This is a genomic window from Collimonas sp. NPDC087041, from assembly GCF_044745265.1.
In the GTDB taxonomy this organism is placed as follows: domain Bacteria; phylum Pseudomonadota; class Gammaproteobacteria; order Burkholderiales; family Burkholderiaceae_D; genus Collimonas.
In genome coordinates, this window is record NZ_JBIUZX010000014.1 from 60,530 (window position 1) to 80,874 (window position 20,345).

The 20,345-nt window shown below is 57.5% G+C and carries 16 protein-coding genes; 11 read left to right on the plus strand and 5 right to left on the minus strand.

Features of this window, described 5'->3' with window-relative positions; all coding sequences use genetic code 11:
- The first annotated feature begins 10 nt into the window (after positions 1-10).
- From ACIPF8_RS21410 to ACIPF8_RS21420, 3 genes are all read left to right on the plus strand, one after another.
- Positions 11-1,792: an OmpA family protein gene (locus tag ACIPF8_RS21410; protein WP_400425085.1), complete on the plus strand. Its 1,782-nt coding sequence runs from the start codon at positions 11-13 to the stop codon at positions 1,790-1,792.
- 138 nt (positions 1,793-1,930) lie between these two features.
- The gene (locus ACIPF8_RS21415) at positions 1,931-2,659 is read left to right on the plus strand and encodes an ABC transporter permease (RefSeq protein ID WP_400425088.1); all 729 of its coding nucleotides are present in this window, start codon (positions 1,931-1,933) and stop codon (positions 2,657-2,659) included.
- A 2-nt stretch (positions 2,660-2,661) separates the two neighbouring features.
- Positions 2,662-3,489 (plus strand): ABC transporter ATP-binding protein, encoded by an 828-nt coding sequence (locus ACIPF8_RS21420; RefSeq protein ID WP_400425091.1) that lies wholly within the window; start codon positions 2,662-2,664, stop codon positions 3,487-3,489.
- A 119-nt stretch (positions 3,490-3,608) separates the two neighbouring features.
- Here ACIPF8_RS21420 and ACIPF8_RS21425 read toward each other — a convergent pair whose 3' ends face one another.
- A complete protein-coding gene (locus ACIPF8_RS21425; RefSeq protein ID WP_400425094.1) occupies positions 3,609-4,955 on the minus strand; it encodes an aspartate aminotransferase family protein in 1,347 nt (448 codons plus the stop codon).
- A gap of 203 nt (positions 4,956-5,158) precedes the next feature.
- Here ACIPF8_RS21425 and ACIPF8_RS21430 point away from each other — a divergent pair, with 203 nt between their 5' ends.
- Both ACIPF8_RS21430 and ACIPF8_RS21435 read left to right on the plus strand, forming a co-directional pair.
- On the plus strand, positions 5,159-6,112 hold the full coding sequence (locus ACIPF8_RS21430; RefSeq protein ID WP_400425097.1) for an aldo/keto reductase: 954 nt from the start codon (positions 5,159-5,161) through the stop codon (positions 6,110-6,112).
- A gap of 154 nt (positions 6,113-6,266) precedes the next feature.
- Entirely contained in the window at positions 6,267-7,358 is a 1,092-nt protein-coding gene (locus ACIPF8_RS21435) for a M35 family metallo-endopeptidase (RefSeq protein WP_400425100.1), read from the plus strand.
- 295 nt (positions 7,359-7,653) lie between these two features.
- Here the strand turns inward: ACIPF8_RS21435 and ACIPF8_RS21440 are convergent, their stop codons facing one another.
- The 3 genes from ACIPF8_RS21440 to ACIPF8_RS21450 form a co-directional block, all read right to left on the minus strand.
- Positions 7,654-9,231, minus strand: a complete 1,578-nt coding sequence (locus ACIPF8_RS21440; RefSeq protein WP_400425103.1) for an aldehyde dehydrogenase (NADP(+)) — start codon at positions 9,229-9,231, stop codon at positions 7,654-7,656.
- A gap of 115 nt (positions 9,232-9,346) precedes the next feature.
- Entirely contained in the window at positions 9,347-10,258 is a 912-nt protein-coding gene (gene kdgD / locus ACIPF8_RS21445) for a 5-dehydro-4-deoxyglucarate dehydratase (protein ID WP_400425106.1), read from the minus strand.
- A 312-nt stretch (positions 10,259-10,570) separates the two neighbouring features.
- Entirely contained in the window at positions 10,571-11,329 is a 759-nt protein-coding gene (locus ACIPF8_RS21450; RefSeq protein ID WP_400425109.1) for a FadR/GntR family transcriptional regulator, read from the minus strand.
- Between the two features lie 314 nt (positions 11,330-11,643).
- Here ACIPF8_RS21450 and ACIPF8_RS21455 point away from each other — a divergent pair, with 314 nt between their 5' ends.
- From ACIPF8_RS21455 to ACIPF8_RS21480, 6 genes are read left to right on the plus strand one after another with little or no spacing between them, the layout of a single operon-like run.
- On the plus strand, positions 11,644-12,984 hold the full coding sequence (locus tag ACIPF8_RS21455) for an MFS transporter (protein WP_400425273.1): 1,341 nt from the start codon (positions 11,644-11,646) through the stop codon (positions 12,982-12,984).
- The gene (gene garD / locus ACIPF8_RS21460) at positions 12,981-14,576 is read left to right on the plus strand and encodes a galactarate dehydratase (RefSeq protein WP_400425111.1); all 1,596 of its coding nucleotides are present in this window, start codon (positions 12,981-12,983) and stop codon (positions 14,574-14,576) included. The genes ACIPF8_RS21455 and garD overlap by 4 nt, the downstream gene beginning before the upstream one ends.
- A gap of 19 nt (positions 14,577-14,595) precedes the next feature.
- Entirely contained in the window at positions 14,596-15,678 is a 1,083-nt protein-coding gene (locus ACIPF8_RS21465; RefSeq protein WP_400425114.1) for a lactonase family protein, read from the plus strand.
- Positions 15,679-15,715: 37 nt separating this feature from the next.
- Positions 15,716-16,288: a sugar dehydrogenase complex small subunit gene (locus ACIPF8_RS21470; RefSeq protein ID WP_400425116.1), complete on the plus strand. Its 573-nt coding sequence runs from the start codon at positions 15,716-15,718 to the stop codon at positions 16,286-16,288.
- A gap of 3 nt (positions 16,289-16,291) precedes the next feature.
- Positions 16,292-17,890 (plus strand): GMC family oxidoreductase, encoded by a 1,599-nt coding sequence (locus ACIPF8_RS21475; RefSeq protein WP_400425119.1) that lies wholly within the window; start codon positions 16,292-16,294, stop codon positions 17,888-17,890.
- A 20-nt stretch (positions 17,891-17,910) separates the two neighbouring features.
- Complete coding sequence (locus tag ACIPF8_RS21480) at positions 17,911-19,317, plus strand: cytochrome c (RefSeq protein WP_400425122.1); 1,407 nt, start codon at positions 17,911-17,913, stop codon at positions 19,315-19,317.
- A 91-nt stretch (positions 19,318-19,408) separates the two neighbouring features.
- Here ACIPF8_RS21480 and ACIPF8_RS21485 read toward each other — a convergent pair whose 3' ends face one another.
- The gene (locus ACIPF8_RS21485; protein WP_400425125.1) at positions 19,409-20,278 is read right to left on the minus strand and encodes a hypothetical protein; all 870 of its coding nucleotides are present in this window, start codon (positions 20,276-20,278) and stop codon (positions 19,409-19,411) included.
- Positions 20,279-20,345: the final 67 nt, after the last annotated feature.

Here is a 20,345-nt window from a genome sequence, read left to right on the forward strand (position 1 = left end):
GGCAATCACTATGAGTTTAAAACCTATCCCGCGCCTGATTCTGATCATTGCTGCGGTTGGCGGCATCGGATTTGGCGTCAACAAATATTTTGAAAGTACTGGCGGCGGCTTGAAAAACCTCGTCAAGGAGTCGGTGGTGATTCAATCTGCGGACGTGCCCACGGGCGACTCCACGCCAGCTCAGCAGACTTCAACATCCTACAGTTCCGGCTCGCTGGCACCGGCCACGGGCAGCTATACGCCGAAGCTGTTGACTATTCCGTGGAACGCGACGACTGCGCTGCTCTATGCCAATGGCGACGCAGTGACAAAGAAAGGCAGTCTGATGGACAAGCATGGTGTTCATTTGAACATCGAGCGTCAAGACGACTATTCGGTAATGACGTCCGAAATGGCCATCTTTGCCGGAGAAATTGCAAAGGGCGTTGCCAATCCAACCAAGGGTGCTGCCTTTGTTGTGATCATGGGTGATGGTGGCCCAGGATTTGCCGCATCCGCCAATCAGGCAATGTCTAAACTCGGGCAGCACGTCGAAGTGGTCGGCGCTGTCGGCTATTCCCGCGGCGAAGACAAGTGCATGGTTGAAGCACAATTCGAACAGAACCTGCGAGGAACGCTCATTGGCGCGGTGCCGCGCGATGGAGATCAGAATATCTGCATCAAGAAGGCGATCGATACCGGCGTACCGATTAACCCGAATCCAAAAACATTTGACCCTGATGCGATGAACTTCATCGAAGTCGGCTCGTTTAATGAAGCCGATGAAAAAATGATCGCGGCGTCCAAAGGCAATGGCTGTGAAGTGCGTCCGGTGGTTAAAGGCAATGCCTTGACCGGTGAAAATCGAAAAGTGTGCCAGAACGGCACCGCAACCTGGACACCAGGAGACGTGAAGATCGCCAGGGAAGTTGGCGGACTGGTGTCGGTCGCATCGACGGCTGAATACAAATGGCAAATGCCTTCAACGATTATCGGCAATGCGCAATGGATGGCGCAAAACCCCGAGTTCGTGAAAAACATGCTGGCGGCGACGTTTGAGGCAAGTGACCGCATCAAATCAAGCGATGCAGAATTACTGAAAGGCTCCACAGTTGCCGCCAACGTATTCAAAGAGCAGCAACCTGAATGGTGGAAGAAATACTTTAAAGGCGTTGTGGAAAATGACCGCAAGGGGCGACCAATCAGCCTGGGCGGCTCGACCACCAACAATCTGGCAGACAACCTGTTTCTGTTTGGCCTGAATGGAAACGACAATCTGTATAAGCGCGTCTATACGGTTTTTGGCGACATTCAGAAGCGTCTCTATCCAAACGATATGCCGACAATTCTGCCCTACGAGAGCTATGTCAATACCAAGTACCTGCAAGACCTGGCCGCGACCACAACTGTGACGAAGGCTGACGTGACGACATATAGCGCAACCGCGCCAACTGTCTCCACATTCGCAACACGTGAATGGGCGATTGAGTTTGAAACTGGCAAGGCAAGCTTCAAGCCACAGAGCACAGCCGTTCTTGAAGACCTGTTGAATCAGATGTCGATATCCGGATTGCCGATCCAATTGTCTGGACATACCGATAATGTCGGTAATTCAGCCACCAATTTGGCACTCTCAAAGCGTCGTGCCGAAGCAGTGCGGGACTGGTTGCAAGCTAACGCATCGTCGACTTTCCCGGAGGGACGTATTCGGATTCGTTCATACGGAGACACACAACCTGTGGCGGACAACTCCACTGCAGAGGGCCGTGCCAAGAATCGTCGTGTCGAAGTTGCGCTGATAAAGACCAATTAACCGGTTTAATCAATATGGATGGGTGAGCGGCTATTTCGCGCGCCATCCTCATGATTAGATAAGAAAAGATATCCAGTGAGTACCACATTTAAAAATATATTTTTGCCCTACGCACCAGTGTCCCTTAAATGGACACACGTGCTGCTCATTTCACAAGCCATATTGGCGGTCGTATTTTGGTTCGCCAGTGATTCGAAGATGTTGCCATCTCCGATTGAGGTTGGGCAGGCATGGATGGACATGGTCCAAAAGCAAGGCTTGCTTTTCGAATTGTGGCAAAGCGTCAAGGTACTGCTGCTGTCGCTTACGTTAGCCACTTGTTTGTCCGTATTCATCGTTTTTCTTAGTACGGCTCCCGCCTTGATGCCGATCGCGCGTTTTGCGTCGACCTTACGTTTTCTGGGATTTGCAGGCCTGACATACATTTTTATGCTGATGACCAATGACAGCTATCAGCTGAAAGTGGCGCTGCTGGTTTTCGGTATCACCGTGATGATGGTTACCTCAATGTTGGCCGAGGTAAAAGCGATCCCGCAAGATGACATTGATCACTGCAAGACTCTTGGCATGAAAAACTGGCGCATTACCTATGAGTTGGTGTTGCTTGGCAAGGCGGACGTTTTTCTTGATTTGGTTCGACAAAATGCTGCGATTGGATGGACCCTGCTGACGATGGTGGAAGGTCTGACGCGTTCACAAGGTGGGATTGGCGCGTTGCTGCTAAATCAAAATCGCTACTTCATGATGAGCGGCGTTTTTGCAATCCAGATCACCATTCTGGTTTATGGCGTAGCCCAAGATTACTTGCTGGGCATGCTAAAAAATGTGCTCTGTCCGGCGTCGTTGGCCGGCAAGAGGGGAGTATAAAAATGAATCAGCCACTTCCATATCGTATCGGTGAGCGTTTGCTGACCATCGATAAGCTGTGTGTGTCATATGACAAACCGATTCTTGCGTCGCTCAGTGCATCGATTGATGACATCATTCGTGATGACGTGACACAAGGACAGGTCGTCGCATTGCTGGGACCATCTGGCGTTGGCAAAACTCAGTTGTTTCGCTGCATCGCCGGTTTGCAGGAGCCGCAGTCTGGAACGGTTTCGCTCAACGCATCTGGAAAACCTGTTACGCCTGGTGAAGTCGGGGTCGTTGCGCAGAAATATCCGTTGTTTAATCACCGAACGATTTTGGGTAATCTGCTGGTTGCCGCGCGTAAAAAAAACAAATCCCCAAAAAATGCCGAAGCCCGAGCAATGGAAATGCTAACTGAATTGGGGTTGGCGGATAAGGCGCTGGCATATCCTGCTGAACTATCGGGCGGGCAGCGTCAGCGCGTCGCGATTGCACAGCAGCTGCTGTGCAGTTCGCATTTTTTGCTGATGGATGAGCCATTTTCAGGTCTTGATCCAAAAGCAAAAGAGACCGTGTGCGAGATGATTTTGCGTGTGTCCAACCTCGATGAGCTCAATACGACCATAGTTATTACGCACGACATTGAATCTTCCATTTTGATTTCAGACACCATTTGGCTCATCGGACGAGACTACGATGAGCAAGGGCAGCCTATTCCAGGGGCGAAAGTCAAATACAAATATGATTTGATCGAGCGAGGCCTTGCTTGGCGCAAAGGTATAGAAAATACGCCAGAGTTCTTTGAGTTAAGCAAAGAATTGAAACAGAAATTTAACGAGCTGTAATTCCTCAAATTTCATGTTGAGAAATTGAAAAGACCGCATGGTCTTTTTCCGAGAGTGAGTTCAGAAGTAGCGTGGGCACCAGTGCCCACGCGTGAGCTTATTTCACAGGCGTGCCCAAGCTAGGTGCTGCTTACGGTTGTGGCTGCATGCTGCGCCTTCAATACCTCACCGATCGCAGCAAACAATTGATCGATTTGCCCCGGCTCGATAATCAGCGGTGGCGATAGCGCAATGATGTCGCCGGTGGTACGGATCAGCACGCCTTTTTCCCAGAAACACTTCAAGAATACGTCGAAGGCGCGCGCGCCCGGTTTGCCGGCAATTGGTTCCAGTTCAATCCCGCACACCAAGCCCAGGTTGCGCACGTCTTTCACGTAGGGCAAACCCTTCAAGCCGTGTGCCGCCTGCTCAAAGTAAGGCGCCATGCTTGCCGCCCGGTCGAACAGGTTTTCGCTCTTGTAGACGTCGATGGTCGCCACGGCGGCAGCGGCTGCGAGTGGGTGCGCGGTGTAGGTGTAGCCGTGGAAGAACTCGATGGCGTTTTCGCTGGCGGCGCTCATGAATGCGTCATGGATATCCTGCCGCACGATCACGGCGCCCATCGGCACCGTGGCGTTGGTGAGGCCCTTGGCGCAGCAGATCATGTCCGGCACCACGCCGAAATAGTCGGCCGCAAACGGCGCGCCAAGGCGGCCGAAGCCAGTGATCACTTCGTCGAAAATCAACAGGATGCCGTATTTGTCGCAGATGGCGCGCAGCTTTTGCAGATAACCTTTGGGTGGCAGGATCACGCCGGTTGAGCCCTGGATCGGCTCGACGATCAGCGCTGCGACCGTCGCTGGATCGTGCAGCGCAAGCAGTCGCTGTTCAAATTCGTCGGCGATCTCGGCGCCGTGTTCCGGCAAGCCGTGCGAAAACGCATTGCGCGCGATATCGAGCGGATGTCGCAGGTGATCGACGCCGGCTAGTGTCGGGCCGAAATGCTTGCGGTTGCCGGCGATGCCGCCTACCGCAATGCCGCCGAAGCCGACCCCGTGGTAACCGCGCTCACGGCCGATCAGGCGGGTGCGCAGGCCGTCGCCACGTACGCGATGGTATGCCAGTGCGATTTTCAATGCGGTATCAACCGACTCCGAACCGTCATTGCAGAAGAACACCCGATTCAAGCCTTCCGGCGCAATCGACACCAGCGCACTGGCTGCTTCGAAGGCGAGCGGATGGCCCATCTGGAACACCGGCGCAAAGTCCATCGTCGCTGCCTGCTTCTGGATCGCCTCGACGATCTTCGGATGGCAGTGGCCGGCATTGGTGCACCACAGGCCGGCTGTGCCGTCGAGTATCTGGCGGCCGTCATCCGTCGTGTAATGCATACCGGAAGCGGAAACCAGCATGCGCGGCTTGCTTTTGAACTGACGGTTGGCAGTGAAGGGCATCCAGAAATGATCGGTATTCAGCGGTGCGGACATGATGTCTCCTGGGTAGTCGTTGAGGCGGATTATGGATCTAGGGCTTGTTAACGATGTTAGTACGTTTATCCGGCTTCTGATAGAGCCACTTTGCAGCGCGTGGATCGACAAGTGGCATGCTCAGAGCGCAATTGGCTTTCCTTTGGCAAGCTTATCCGCTTCCGATTAGACTGGTTTTTTGTGGCCAACCGGGAGTTGAAGATATGGCAATAAACAAGCGCAAGCTCGGCAACTCGTCGTTGCAGGTGTCGCCGCTGATGTTTGGCGGGAACGTGTTCGGCTGGACTGCCGACGAAGCGACTTCGTTTTCCTTGCTGGACAAGTTTGTCGACGCCGGCCTGAATTTCATCGATACCGCTGACGTGTATTCGAGCTGGGTGCCTGGCCACCACGGCGGGGAATCCGAAACCATCATCGGCAAATGGCTCAAGCGTAGCGGCAAGCGCGACCAGGTAGTGATCGCCACCAAGGTCGGCATGTCGATGGGGGAGGGCAAGAAGGGCTTGCGCAAGGCCTATATCCGGCAAGCGGTGGAAGAGTCATTGCGGCGGCTGCAGACCGATCACATCGACCTGTATCAATCGCATGAAGACGATCCCGAGACGCCGCTGGAAGAAACCTTGTCGGCTTATGCGGAGCTGGTCAAGGATGGCAAGGTGCGCGTCATCGGCGCCTCCAACTATAGTGCCGAGCGTTTGGCTGAAGCACTCCGGATCAGCGAGCAGCACGGCTTGCCAAGCTACCAGTCGCTGCAGCCGCATTACAATCTCTACGATCGCGCCGAATATGAGCGCACGCTGGAGCCGTTCGTACTGAAACACGGCATCGGCGTGATTAGCTATTATTCGCTGGCGAGCGGCTTCCTGAGCGGCAAATACCGCAGCGAGCAAGACCTCGGAAAAAGCGCTCGCGGTCAGGGAGTCAAGCGCTATCTGGATGCACGCGGCCTGCGTATCCTGGATGCGTTGGACCAGGTGGCGGCAACGCATGACGCCAATCCTGCGCAGGTGGCGTTGGCCTGGCTGATTGCGCGGCCCAGCATCACCGGGCCGATCGCTAGTGCAACCACACTGGCGCAACTTGACGACCTGATCGCTGCCACGCGCCTGCAACTCTCGCCGGCGGCGATCGCGCAACTGAGCGAGGCCGGGGAGTAGGGCACATAGTTGTTGCGGTGTTGCTGAGGCGGCGTAAGTAAGTTGCTACTATCGATGTGGATAGTGTCTTTTTACAAATACCTCTCGCTAGGATGTGTGAACCGTATTTCGACGATACGGACTTCAACGACACATTCTATTCGAGAGGTAAATCATGTCTTTTTATGGAAAATATATAACCGGCACGGTATGTCTGGCGGCGGTTGTCGTCAGCGGATCCGTCTACGCAGCAAAGGCTGATATCGAAGTACGGCTTCAGGAGTCAGCCGCCAAAGGCGATGCCGGCGCCGGGAAAATACTCTATACCATCACCAATAACAGCGGTGTTCCGCTGCACGTCCTGGATTGGATGACTCCGCTCAAGGAAGTCACCGGCGACTTGTTCAGTGTTTCAATTGGCGGAAAGGAAGTGCCTTACCTTGGAAAACTGGTGAAGCGCAAAGCGCCGACTGCCAAGGAATATATCGCGCTCAAGCCGAATGAAAGCCTTACCGCAGAGGTGGATCTCAGCGCCTACTATGAGATGTATCGCGCCGGCCAATATGTCGTCAAATACAAGAGGGACATCGGCACCCTGGTGCGCGAAGCCGCCGACGCGGCGGCAGCCAAGGCAAACGGCGTGGCCGCCGCGCCGATTACGCTCGATACCAGCGCGATCCCGCTGTCTGTCAAGGGCGGCCCTGCACCGGCAGCTAATCCCGGGCTGATGAATGCGATCGCGGCAGTCAACGGGTCGAACACCTTTGTCAGTTGCAGCAACGCCCAGCAAACCGCGTTGATCAATGCGCGTAATAACGCAAACAACCTCGCCACAAACGCGAAGAACTATATCTTGGCAGGCACGCCGGGCGATCGTTATACCTGGTGGTTCGGCGCTCCAAACAATGCGCGCTATACGGCTGTCGCCAATGGCTACATCAAAACCGAATACGCGCTTACCGAAGAGTCGTATACCTTTAATTGCGGCTGTACCGACAGGCCAACGTTCTATGCCTACGTTTTCCCACACCTGCCTTATACCGTTTATCTGTGTGGCGCATTCTGGCCTGCACCCGACACCGGCACCGATTCCAAAGCTGGCACGCTGGTGCATGAATCGACGCACTTCAACGTTATCGCCGGCACTGGTGACTATGCATACGGGCAAAGCGCGGCCCACTCGCTGGCGTTAAGCGATCCTGATACAGCGGTCAAGAACGGAGATTCCATGGAGTATTTCGCTGAAAATACGCCCGCCCGCAATTGAACATTCTGATCTTTCGATCAGGGCATGAACCGGGTCGCCAAGTTGGCCGCGTTGGAAGGGCGAGACGTAGGGGAATATTTAATGCGAACGGCGAGTGTTGCGACGGCAGCGTCGTATTAAAAGGGCGCTGCGTATTGAGATGTCAGGCCGGGAGAAATTTCTGTCGTCTCAGCTGAAAAAAACTCAGAACGACGAAACATGGCGGCGATGCGTAGGGAAGCCGAGCTGCCTTGCAGCTCGTTGTCCTTCAGGGGAACCATGTGCAACCAGGTTGTTGCACATGGTTTTTTGCTTCTTATGCCAGTCGCAACTCGCCATTGACGGTACGCGCCAGATTCAACGGATTGTCTTCCTGCAAAGCGGGCGGCAGCAATCCGGCAGGGATGTCCTGATAGCAAACCGGCCGCACGAAACGATCAATTGCGCTGGCGCCGACCGAGGTGCTGCGGCTGTCCGAAGTTGCCGGGAACGGGCCGCCATGCACCATCGCATGAGAAACTTCCACTCCGGTCGGATAGCCGTTCACCAGGATGCGTCCGGCTTTGCGTTCCAGCGTCGGCAGCAATTTCCGGGCGAACGCATGATCGTCGTTTTCTATTTGCAGGGTCGCGGTCAATTGACCTGCAAGATGCTCTGCGACGGCCAGTACTTCTTCTTCGTTGCGGCAGGCAACGATCAGCGAGCTCGGGCCGAAGATTTCATCTTCCAATTGTTCGGTCGCCAGGAAAGTCGCTGCATCGGTGCTGAACAATACCGCTTGCGCTGCGCAGGGCGCGGTTGCCGCCAGGCCGTGGCCGAGTGTGTCGACACCGGCAATCTTGCCCATGCGTTCGACGCCATCGACGTATGCACTGTGGATGCCAGGTGTCAGCATGGTGCCGGCTGCCTTGGCTTGCAGTGCTTTTTGCGCGGCTTCCTGGAATTGCACCAGATGGTCGCCCGCCAGGCCGATCACCAGGCCTGGGTTGGTACAAAATTGTCCGACGCCCATGGTCAACGAATCGACGAATGCGCTGCCGATTTGGGTAGCACGTGCGGCCAGCGCATGTGGCAGCAGGAACATCGGATTGATGCTGCTCATTTCTGCATAGACCGGAATCGGCTCGCGTCTTTGCGCAGCAGCGCGCATCAGCGCCAGGCCGCCTTGGCGCGAACCGGTAAAGCCGACTGCCTTGATCGCTGGATGGCTGACCAAGGCCTGGCCGACCACATTGCCATTGCCGATGATCAGGGAGAACACGCCTTCCGGCAGTTTGCAGCTTGCCACCGCTTGCTGAATGACGCGGCCAACCAGTTCCGAAGTGCCGGGATGAGCGCTATGCGCCTTGACCACTACCGGGCAGCCGGCCGCGAGTGCGGCGGCAGTATCGCCACCGGCAACCGAGAACGCCAGCGGGAAATTGCTGGCGCCGAAGACAGCAACCGGGCCGATAGCGATCTTGCGCAAGCGCAGATCGGAACGCGGCGGGGTCCGTTCAGGCAATGCCGGATCGATGGTGGCAGTCAGATACTGGCCGCTGCGCACCACGCTGGCGAACAGGCGCAATTGGCCGACGGTGCGACCGCGCTCGCCTTCCAGGCGCGCTGTCGGCAAGCCGGATTCTTGCGATGCGCGTTCGATCAGCGCTGGTCCGAGCGCCAGGATGCCATTGGCGATTTCTTCCAAAAACTGTGCACGCTGTTCAGGCGTGGTTTCGCGGTAAGTGTCGAAAGCTTGTTGTGCGAGGACGCAAGCGCGCTCGACTTCAGATGTGCCGCCGGCGCCGAAATCGGGGCCGATCTTTTCATTGGTGGCAGGATTGATCGCGCGCAACGCGCCTTCCGTACCGCGTACAGCCGATTGGCCGATGAGCATTTCACCTGTGATATTCATGTTTTTCCTTGTAACTGTGGATGGACGCAATGCGGGCGGCAAGGCATGATGCCGGCCGCCTTGAGCGTTTAGCTGCGGCGGGACGGATAGCCTAGCGCCAGCCGTCCCGTCACGTTTATTGCGGCCCTTGGGCCAGGATCAGTGCTTTCAGTTGTTCGCATTCTTCAGCGTTGAGATCGATCAATGGCGTGCGCACCGGGCCGGCGTCGTGGCCGACGATGGTCGCACCTGCTTTGACGATGCTGACGGCATAGCCGGCCTTCTTGTTGCGGATTGCCAGGTAAGGCAGGAAGAAGTCGTCGATCAGGCGGCCAGTGGTGGCGTGGTCGTCGTTCTTGACTGCGTTATAGAAGTCCATTGCCAGCTTCGGCATGAAGTTGAATACCGCCGACGAGTAAACCGGTACGCCCAGCGCCTTGTAAGGAGCGGCAAACAGTTCTGCTGTCGGCAAGCCACCCAGATAGGTCACGCGGTCGCCGAGACGACGACGGATCGATACCATCAGTTCGATGTCGCCGATGCCGTCCTTGAAACCGATCAGGTTAGGGCAGCGCGCTGCCAGCACTTCCATCGAATCCGCATTCAGGCGGCAGATGCCGCGGTTGTACACCACGACGCCGAACTTGACCGATTTGCAGACGGCTTCGACGTGGGCGACCAGGCCATCCTGCGACGCTTCTGTCAGGTAATGCGGCATCAGCAGGATGCCGTGCGCGCCCAGGCGTTCCGCTTCCTGTGCAAAGGCGATGGCGGTACGGGTCGGGCCACCGGCGCCGGCCAGGATCGGCACTTTGCCGCGGCAGGTCTCGACCGCCAGACGCACTACGTCGGAATATTCAGACGGCGTCAGCGAAAAGAATTCACCAGTGCCGCCCGCCACAAACAGGGCACTCGCACCGTAAGGAGCCAGCCACTCAAGCCGGCTTGCGTAGGTGCTTGGGCGGAAATTGCCTTGTGCATCAAAGTCGGTAATTGGGAAAGACAGCAGGCCGGAGGAAAGAGTCTGTTTGAGGTCTTGATAGTTCATGGTCTCGGTATTGTGTAGTGCTGCGGTTGATAACTGAACACCATTGTTGCGCACGAGTGCGCTGATGTCCGGGCGATTAAGTTATCAGTCATCGTACAACAAAGATTTGCGGTGCGCAAGCCTGAAAATGTTGTTATCGAGCGGATGTGGGCGGAGGGTGGGAGTAAAAGCGGGGGGAGTTTTGGCGCAGGATATTGCGAAATGCCGGTCAGCGGCGAGGGTGGCCTGGCTGCTTTGATGACTCTTCTGGCTGGGCCGTGAGAGTCATCATTGTTGGGTTGCTATGAAGTGCTTCGGGTTGCCATGGCTTGCTTACGAGGCAAGCACCATGCTGTCCTGAACCTTGCGCAAGCGTTCGCGGCTGTTGCTCAGGTGAGTGCGCATCGCTGCCCGTGCAGTCTCTGGATCCTGGCGCAGGATCGCGTTGTAGATATCTTCATGTTCGCGATGCACGCGATCGAGATAGGCGGCCGGATCGTCGTGCGCGAGCCGGGCGGAGTTGATCCGGGTGCGCGGAATGATGGTGGTGCCGAGGTGGCTCAGGATGTCGACAAAATAGCGGTTGCCGGTGGCTTGTGCGATGTGCAGATGGAACTGCACATCGGCCGCAACCGAGTCGCCGCGCTCGTGTGCGCTCTTCTGGAAGGCATCCAGCGCCATCCGCATCTGCTCCAGTTGCGCATCGGTGCGCCGTGCTGCAGCCAGTCCGGCGGCTTCGGCTTCGAGGCTGATGCGCAACTCCAGGATGGCCAGGATGTCGCGCATGGTGATCACGGTTTCCGGATCGATGTCGAAATTATTGGGGCTGCTCGCGGCAAGTACGAAAGTGCCGATGCCGTGCCGGGTTTCCACCAGGCCCGAGGCTTGCAGGTGCGAAATCGCTTCGCGGATCACGGTGCGGCTGACACCTTGGGTGCGCATCAATTCGGATTCCGTCGGCAGCTTGTCGCCCGGCTTGATGCTGCCGCCGCGGATGCTCTCGGCAATATCGGCGACCACGCTCTGCGCCAGGTTGCGATGTTTTTTGCGCGGGGCGCTCGGGGTGAGCTGAGGAGTGAGCGGTGTGTTCATGGGCGGGGCCGCGGAAAAGTAAATCTAGTTGCTAAATTATTTTTCGCTGATTATACTACGATTCAAGTTGTAGGATGACTGATAACATAACAATGGTTTGGCTTACGCTAAGCATCTATAACAATAAGAACGGCACCTTGTAACAGCCTGGTTAAGGTCTGTACCGTATGCGGTACATGGCTCAGGTAGTGGGAACTTGTGGTGCTTTGGCGCCGTTCCTTCGCAAGCGCTGGCTCTGGCAAAGACAGGAGACGTAGTTGAATATCGACAAAACGGGTGCGCCGACACAGGCCCGCGGTGGCAGGGTGCGTTACATGATTCTGTTCATGCTGTTCATGGTGACCACATTCAATTACGCCGACCGCGCCATCTTATCCATTGCCGGCACTGCAATGAAGACCGAGCTGGGGTTTGATGCGGTCACCATGGGATTCATCTTCTCGGCTTTCAGTTGGGCATACGTGCTGGGCCAATTGCCCGGCGGCTGGTTGTTGGACCGCTTCGGGTCGAAACGGGTCTACGCCGCAAGCATCTTCATCTGGTCACTGTTCACCCTGCTGCAAGGCGGCGTGCATTTTCTCGGCGTATTGTGGGCCGTTCCCGCATTATTCATGTTGCGTTTCATGGTCGGCCTGGCCGAAGCGCCTTCTTTCCCCGCCAATGGCCGCATCGTCGCCGCCTGGTTCCCCACTGCCGAACGCGGCACCGCATCGGCAATTTTCAATTCCGCCCAGTATTTCGCCACCGTGCTGTTCGCGCCCTTGATGGCCTGGATCACCCATGCCTACGGCTGGTCGGAAACGTTTGTCGTGATGGGTGTCGCCGGCCTGGTGCTCAGCATGATCTGGATGCGGGTGATGCATAACCCGAAAGACCACCCGCGCATCAGCCCGGCCGAACTGGCGCATATCCGCGACGGTGGCGGCCTGGTCGAGATGGACCAGGGCATTGCCGCCGGCAAGGGCAGCCAGGTCAATCGCGGCGTCAAGCTCGGCTATCTCAAGCAACTGCTCTGCAATCGCATGCTGGCAGGTGTCTATCTCGGCCAATACTGCATCAATACCATCACGTATTTCTTCCTGACCTGGTTTCCGATTTACCTGGTGCAGGAGCGCGGCATGTCGATCCTGAAAGCCGGCATCGTGGCCTCGCTGCCGGCGATTTGCGGTTTCCTCGGCGGCGTGCTGGGCGGCATGATCTCGGATCGCCTGATCAAGAGCGGCGTCTCGCTGACCTGGTCCCGAAAGATTCCAATCGTCGCCGGCCTGCTGCTGTCGACCACCATGATCTTGTGCAATTACGTCGATACCCAATGGCTGGTGGTCGGCATCATGGCGCTGGCCTTCTTCGGCAAGGGCGTCGGCGCATTGGGCTGGGCGGTGGTGGCGGATACCTCGCCGAAAGAAATCATCGGCCTCACCGGTAGCCTGTTCAATATGTTCGGCAACATTGCCGGCATCACAGCGCCGATCGTGATCGGCTATATCATCAAGGAAACCGGGTCCTTCCAATGGGCGCTGGTGTATGTCGGCGCCAATGCTTTGTTAGCGGTGATCAGCTACCTGGTGATCGTGAAAGACATCAAACGCGTCGAACTCAAACCGTTGGACGATGCAGGACAGCCATACAAGAAATTATCAGGAGTGGGATCATGATCGAGGCAACACCAGCCGCAAGCAAGTTGGCGGCAGACAGCAATGCACCGCTGTACATTCGCATGCAGGAGCAAGATAACGTCGCCATCGTCGCTAACGACGGCGGCTTGCCGGCCGGTGCGGTTTTCCCGTGCGGCCTGGTGCTGCGCGACAGGGTGCCGCAAGGCCATAAACTCGCGCTGCGCGATCTGGCCGAAGGCGAAGCCATCGTGCGCTACGGCGTGGTGATCGGCTATGCGCAACGGTCGATCTTGCAGGGAAGCTGGATCGAGGAATCGCTGGTGCGGATGCCGCCGGCGCGCGAACTGACCAACCTGCCGATTTCGACGCACGTACCTGCGGCAGCAGCGCCGCTGGACGGTTACACCTTCGAGGGCTACCGCAATGCCGACGGCACTGTCGGCACCCGCAATATCCTGGCGATCAGCACCACGGTGCAATGCGTGTCCGGAGTGGTGGAGCATGCGGTAAAGCGCATCAAGGCGGAATTGCTGCCCAAGTATCCTCACGTCGACGATGTCATCGGCCTCGAACACACCTATGGCTGCGGCGTGGCGATTGATGCGCCGGGCGCCGAGATTCCGATCCGCACCTTGCGCAACATCAGCATGAATCCCAACTTCGGCGGCCAGGCCATGGTGGTCAGCCTCGGTTGCGAAAAACTGCAACCGGGCCGCATGTTCCCGCAAGGTTCGATCCCGATTCAAAGCACTGGCGGCAAGGAAGACGGCTTGCGTGTGGTATGCCTGCAGGATGCCGAACACGTCGGCTTCGAGTCGATGATTGTATCGATCATGTCTACCGCAGAAGAGCAACTGGCTGAACTGAACAAGCGTCGTCGCGAAACTTGTCCGGCATCGGAGCTGACTGTCGGGGTTCAATGCGGCGGCAGCGATGCCTTCTCCGGCGTCACAGCCAATCCGGCCGTCGGTTACGCCACCGACCTGCTGGTGCGCGCTGGCGCTACCGTGATGTTTTCTGAAACCACCGAAGTGCGCGACGGTATCGATCAGTTGACCTCACGCGCGGTCAATGCCGACGTGGCGCAAGCCATGATCCGCGAGATGGCCTGGTATGACGATTATCTGACCCGCGGCGGCGTCGATCGCAGCGCCAACACCACGCCCGGCAATAAAAAAGGCGGCTTGGCCAACATCGTCGAAAAGGCCATGGGTTCGATCGTCAAATCCGGCAGCAGCGCCATTTCCGGCGTGCTGTCGCCCGGCGACAAGGTCAAGCAAAAAGGCTTGATCTACGCCGCCACGCCGGCCAGCGATTTTGTCTGCGGCACCTTGCAACTGGCAGCCGGCATGAACCTGCACGTGTTCACGACCGGCCGCGGCACGCCATACGGACTGGCAGCAGTGCCGGTCATCAAGGTCGCCACGCGCAACGACCTGGCGCGGCGCTGGCACGATCTGATGGATGTCAACGCCGGCCGTATCGCCAGCGGTGAAGCCAGTATCGAAGATGTCGGCTGGGAGTTGTTCCGTTTGATGCTGGATGTCGCCAGCGGTCGCAAGAAAACCTGGGCCGAGCATCACAAATTGCATAACGCACTGACGCTATTCAACCCTGCGCCAATTACCTGATCACCTGACAGGACAAAGAATGCACTCCAACCTCAGCCGTCTGTTTACCACCCTGATGCTAGCCGCGATCGGCGCATCGGCCTTCGCCAAAACCATGGTTTACGTGTCGAATGCCGATAGCCAGGATATCTATGTGATGGAATTGAAGCAGGCAGACGGCAGCGTCGCCCTGGTCGACAAAGTAGCAACCGGCGGCACCGTGATGCCGCTCGCGATCAGTCCCAATCATCGCTTCCTGTATGCCTCGCTGCGTTCCCAGCCGTATTCGGTCAGCAGCTTTGCCATCGATGGCCGCAGCGGCAAGCTGAACCTGATGTCGACTGTGCCGCTGGCCGACAACATGGCAAACCTGGCGACCGACAAGACCGGCCGCTTCCTGCTGGCCGCGTCTTACACTGGCAACAAGATTTCGATCAATCCCATCGCCGCCAACGGCAGCGTTGAGGCGACGCCAGTGGCCGTGATTCCAACGCGCGAGAAAGCCCATGCGATAGCGACCGATCCGGCCAACACGCATTTATTCGCCAGCAACCTGGGCGGCGACATCATCCTGCAATATCGATTCGATGCAGCCAACGGCAAGGTCACGCCAAACACGCCGCCGTATGTCGAAACCAGCAAAGGCGCCGGCCCGCGCCATTTCGTCTTCGACCGCAGAGCACGTTTCGTCTACAGCACCAACGAACTGGACGGCACGCTGAATACCTATCGCTATGACGCAGCTACCGGCACCATGACGTTACAGTCCACCGTTTCGCTGCTGCCGAAAGGTTTCAAAGGCGACGCCCTGGCGCCGGCAGATTTGCACCTGACGCCGGATGGCCGTTTCCTGTACGCGTCAGAGCGCACATCGAGTACGCTCACCGGGTTTGCGGTTGATCCAGAAAGTGGCGCGCTGACCTTGATCGCTAGCTTCCCCACCGAGACCCAGCCGCGCGGCTTCAACATCGATCCCAGCGGTCGCTACCTGCTGGCCGTCGGCCAGAAATCCAATCGCATGAGCAGCTATGCCATCGATCAAAAGAGCGGCGCTCTGCAATTCCTGCATCAATATGACATGGGCAAGAATCCGAATTGGGTTGAGATCATCGATCTTCAATAATCGACGTCCGTTTGTGAGACGCAATCAGGGAGATGCAATGAACATGACTTCGCTCGAAAAGATCACGCGCCGCCAGCCACCCGCAAGGATGTCGCGGCGGTTTTTCATGGGTGGCAGCGTCGCTGTCGTATGCACCTGGATGCTTGGTGAACCGCTGCTGTCGCCAGCCGCTTTCGCTTCTGCTATCGCCAGCGACGCGGGAAGCTCACCCGCCAGGCAGGCGTTTCTGCAGGCATCTTTGTTCCTGACTGGACACGCGCAGTTGCCGCCGGCGCAGGTCGAGCGCATGTACCTGGCACTCGCTGCGAGCGATCCGGCCTTTGTCGATCAGATTCAGGCGTTGCAGGGATTTATCGCAGAACGAAAATTGACTGCCGCCGCTCTGCAAGCCGCACTCGATGCCGAGAAAGCCCCGTTTGCCGCAGTACCGCGTCGCATCATGCTCACCTGGTACACCGGCATCGTCGGCAGCGGCGCCAAGGCGAAATGCGTGGCTTACGAAGATGCGTTGATGAACGTCGCCGTCAGTGACCAGCTGCGACCACCTAGCTATGCCTACGGCGCATACGGCACTTGGTCGGCCCAGCCCATCCAGAAGATCGAAGGATAAATCATGAGCGACAACACCTCCGCTGACGTCGTCGTCATCGGCTCCGGCATCGTCGGCGCAACATTGGCGCATCGGCTGGCCAAGCAGGGCGCCTCGGTGCTGATGCTGGAAGCCGGTCCGCGCTTTGATCGCGGCGCCATCGTTGCCAATTTCCGCAACTCGCCGCGCAAGGATGACTTCATGTCGCCCTATCCGTTTTCGCCATGGGCGCCGCATCCGCAATACAAGCCGAGCGATAACGGTTATCTGGTGCAGGCTGGCCCGTATCCGTATCCGGCGGAATATATCCGCATGGTCGGCGGCACTACCTGGCACTGGGCGGCGCAAGCCTGGCGTGTGCTGCCCAACGATATGCGTATGAAAACCCTGTATGGCGTCGGCCGCGATTGGCCCCTTTCGTACGAAGAACTGGAGCCGTTCTATCTCGAAGCAGAAATCAGGATGGGCGTCACCGGCTCGACCAAAAACGGCTCGCCGCGCAGCCAGCCGTTTCCGATGCCGCCGGTCGCCGAATCCTGGGCGCAGCGGCGTTTCCGCGAGCGCCTGGCGCCAGCCGGTTACGAGGTCATCGAAAACACGGTGGCGCGCAACAGCCAGAACTACGACGGCCGGCCAGCCTGCTGCGGCAACAATAACTGCATGCCGATCTGTCCGATTGATGCCCAGTATCACGGCGGCCTGGCGGCGGATGCGGCCGAAGCCGCCGGCGTCAAGCTGCTCGTCAATGCCGTCGTGTATCGCATTGAGCACGACGCCAAAGGCCGTATCGCCGCCGTGCATTACTACGATCCGGATAAAAAATCGACGCGCGTTACCGGCAAGGTTTTCATCCTCGCCGCCAACGGCATCGAAAGCCCGAAACTGCTGTTGTTGTCCGCCAGCGATAAATATCCCAATGGTCTGGCCAACAGTTCCGACACCGTCGGCCGTCATTTGATGGATCACCCCAGCAACAAGTTGACCTTCGAAACAGAAGAGGCCAATTGGCCAGGTCGCGGCCCGATGAGCCCGGCGTCCATCAATCACCTGCGCGACGGCGCCTTCCGCAGCGAGAGCGCCGCCTACCGCATCGACATCAGCGACGCCTCACAAGTGTTGGCGGTGACACAGGAGCTGATCGCCAAAGGCGTCTATGGCGTCGACCTGGAACAGCAGTTGCGCCATCGCGCGGCGCGCCAGGTCAGCCTGAAGAACGTCATGGAACAATTGCCGCTGCCGCAGAACCGCGTGGTGCTGAGTCCGCGCAAGGATGCGCTCGGCATTCCGACGCCGCAGATTCATTATGAGATGGATGATTACATCCATAAAGGCATGGCGCTGGCGCGCATCGAATACGGCAAGATTGCCGCGCTGATGGGCGGCACCAACCTGCGGTATAGCGACGAGGGCAAGTACAGCAATAACCAGCACATCACCGGCACCCTCAGCATGGGCAGCAACCCGGCCGATTCGGTGGTCGACAGCCACGGCCGCAGCCACGATCACGAAAACCTGTTCATCGCCGGCACCGGCATCATGCCCACCTCGGCCACCGTCAATTCGACACTGACCGCGGTGGCGTTGGCTTTGCGCAGCAGCGAATCGATCAAGGCCTCCCTGTGATGGCCGCGAGGATCCAAACGATGAAAAAAATAACGAAGAAGATATCGATGCGGAATCTGGTTACGGTAAAAACCGTGGGCGCGCTGCTCGTTGCGACATTCCTGTCGGCCTCTGTTCATGCAGCGACCGGCGACGATACATTGCTGGTGCAACGTGGCAAATACCTCGCCACCGCCGCCGACTGCATCGCCTGCCATACCGCCGCCGGCGGCAAGCCCTTTGCCGGTGGCGCGTCGATTGCCACGCCGCTCGGCGCGATTATTTCGACCAACATCACGCCGTCCAAAGACAACGGTATCGGCAACTACACCCTGCAGCAATTTACGGATGCGCTGCGCAAAGGCAAGCGCGCGGACGGTGCGAATCTGTATCCGGCCATGCCATATACGGCATACGCCGGCATCACCGATGCCGATGTCGCCGCGCTCTATGCCTATTTCATGCAAGGCGTTGCGGCCGTCGAGAGTAAGCCACCGCAAACCGAGCTGCCGTTTCCTTTCAATGTGCGGCTATCGCTGGCGGCATGGAACGCGATGAACCTGGACGGCAAGCCGTTTGTTGCCGACCCCGGCAAGAGCGCTGAGATCAACCGCGGCGCCTATCTCGGCCAGGCGCTCGCCCACTGCAGCACCTGCCACACGCCGCGCAGCAGCACCATGGGCGAGCTGAGCGCACGCAGCCTGGCCGGCGCTAGCCTCGGTACCTGGTATGCGCCTAATATCACATCGGATCCCAACAGCGGCATCGGCAACTGGAGCGTCGAAGAACTCGCCGCCTACCTGAAAACCGGCCGCGCCGGCCTCAAAGCCCAGGCCGCCGGTCCGATGGCCGAAGCCATCGATCACAGCCTGCGCCACCTGAACGACCAGGACTTGCATGCACTGGCAAGCTGGCTCAAGCAGACAACCCCGATCCATGACGCCGCCGATACCCGGCCCACCGATGCATGGGGTGCCGCCGCAGATTACACCGGATCGATTCGCGGCGTGGCCTGGCCCGCCGATCATCGCCAGATGACCGGCCCACAAATTTACGATGCCTACTGCGCCAGCTGCCACCAGGCCAGCGGCAAAGGCACGCCAGACGGCGGCCTGCCACCGTTGTTCAACAACACCGCGCTAGGGCGGTCCAACGGCGACAATCTGGTGATGGCAATACTGCAAGGCGTGCAACGGCAGGCAGATGTCCCCGGCGTGGCCATGCCAGCCTTTGCGCGCAGTCTGTCCGACGAACAGATCGCCACGCTCGGCAACTTCCTGACGCAGCAGTTTGGTCATCCGGCAGCAAAGGTGACGCCCCAGCGCGTTGCGGAGTTGCGCGCTGGTGGGGTGTCGTCACCGTTGTTGAAGTGGGTTTGGCCGGGTATCGTTGGCGTCATAGTTTTGTTGTTATTGATGCTGCGCTTTTTGCGGCGCCGTCATTCTTGATTCTTGATCAGGTTGGACGATGAGGGCAAGAGAAGCGGCGCAAAGGGAAATGCTGGCAGCCGATGCGTAGCCTCATGTTCAACTTTTTTTGTCACTTTATTTGATAAGAAACAATCTGGGTCGCCTTGTTACCTGAGGCATCAATCGCTGCGTACTTTATTTCATAGATTCTGCCAGGTGCATTGCTGACAGTAATTTGGCGCGTGTCCTTGCCGATTGCTGCAATAACATCGCTGGGATTGAGCGCTTGGTTTGCAGTGACAGAGACCAGCACAATTTCTGGAGACGGATCGTAGCTGTCGCTTGTCGTGACATTGATATTCAGCACGGAACTGGCGGCATCAGTTTTAGAAATTTGCCCAATGGCGACTGCCAATTTAGGTGGAGTAGTGTCGCCTTTCTTGATTGGAATTGAAAGAGTGTCATCCCCATATAGCACGAGAGCGTGCCCGCTTACGTAGCTGAAATCCGCCTTTTCCAAATTGACCGAAAAACCGTCCCAGCTGGCACCAGGCGGAATGTCGTTTGCCGGATTGGCGACGACTGGCGCTCCCTGGACTTGTGATGCTCCTGGACGCAATTTGGCTTCATAGTTTCCTTCGGACCATTGCAGTAGAAATTTAGGACTCTCGTCGGGAAATTTAAAAGCCACGCCCCATCCGGTTGGACTGGTTGCGACATCGGGAGATAACCAGAACGATTTGTTTTTCGAATTCGGCATCGTAGCCAATTCAGCTCCGCCGTTGGCGCTGGTATCGGCAGGGTTGAATCCGATTGTGAATGTCTTGATCGGATTGGTACCGGCGTTTTTTATCTGATATTTGTATACCACTGCTCCGCCGCGATGCATCCCCCAGGCGGTAACGCTTACCGGAGGAATGTTTTCTGCCTGCGCACTTACGGGTGATAAAGCCGCACCAAAAAGAGTGGCAATCGAAATGAGGAGATTTGCTTTTTTCATCTTTCTTTCCTTGGCGAGGTTCATAATGTACGCGATCATTACGAACCGGTTCGAGAAGTTGCCTGCG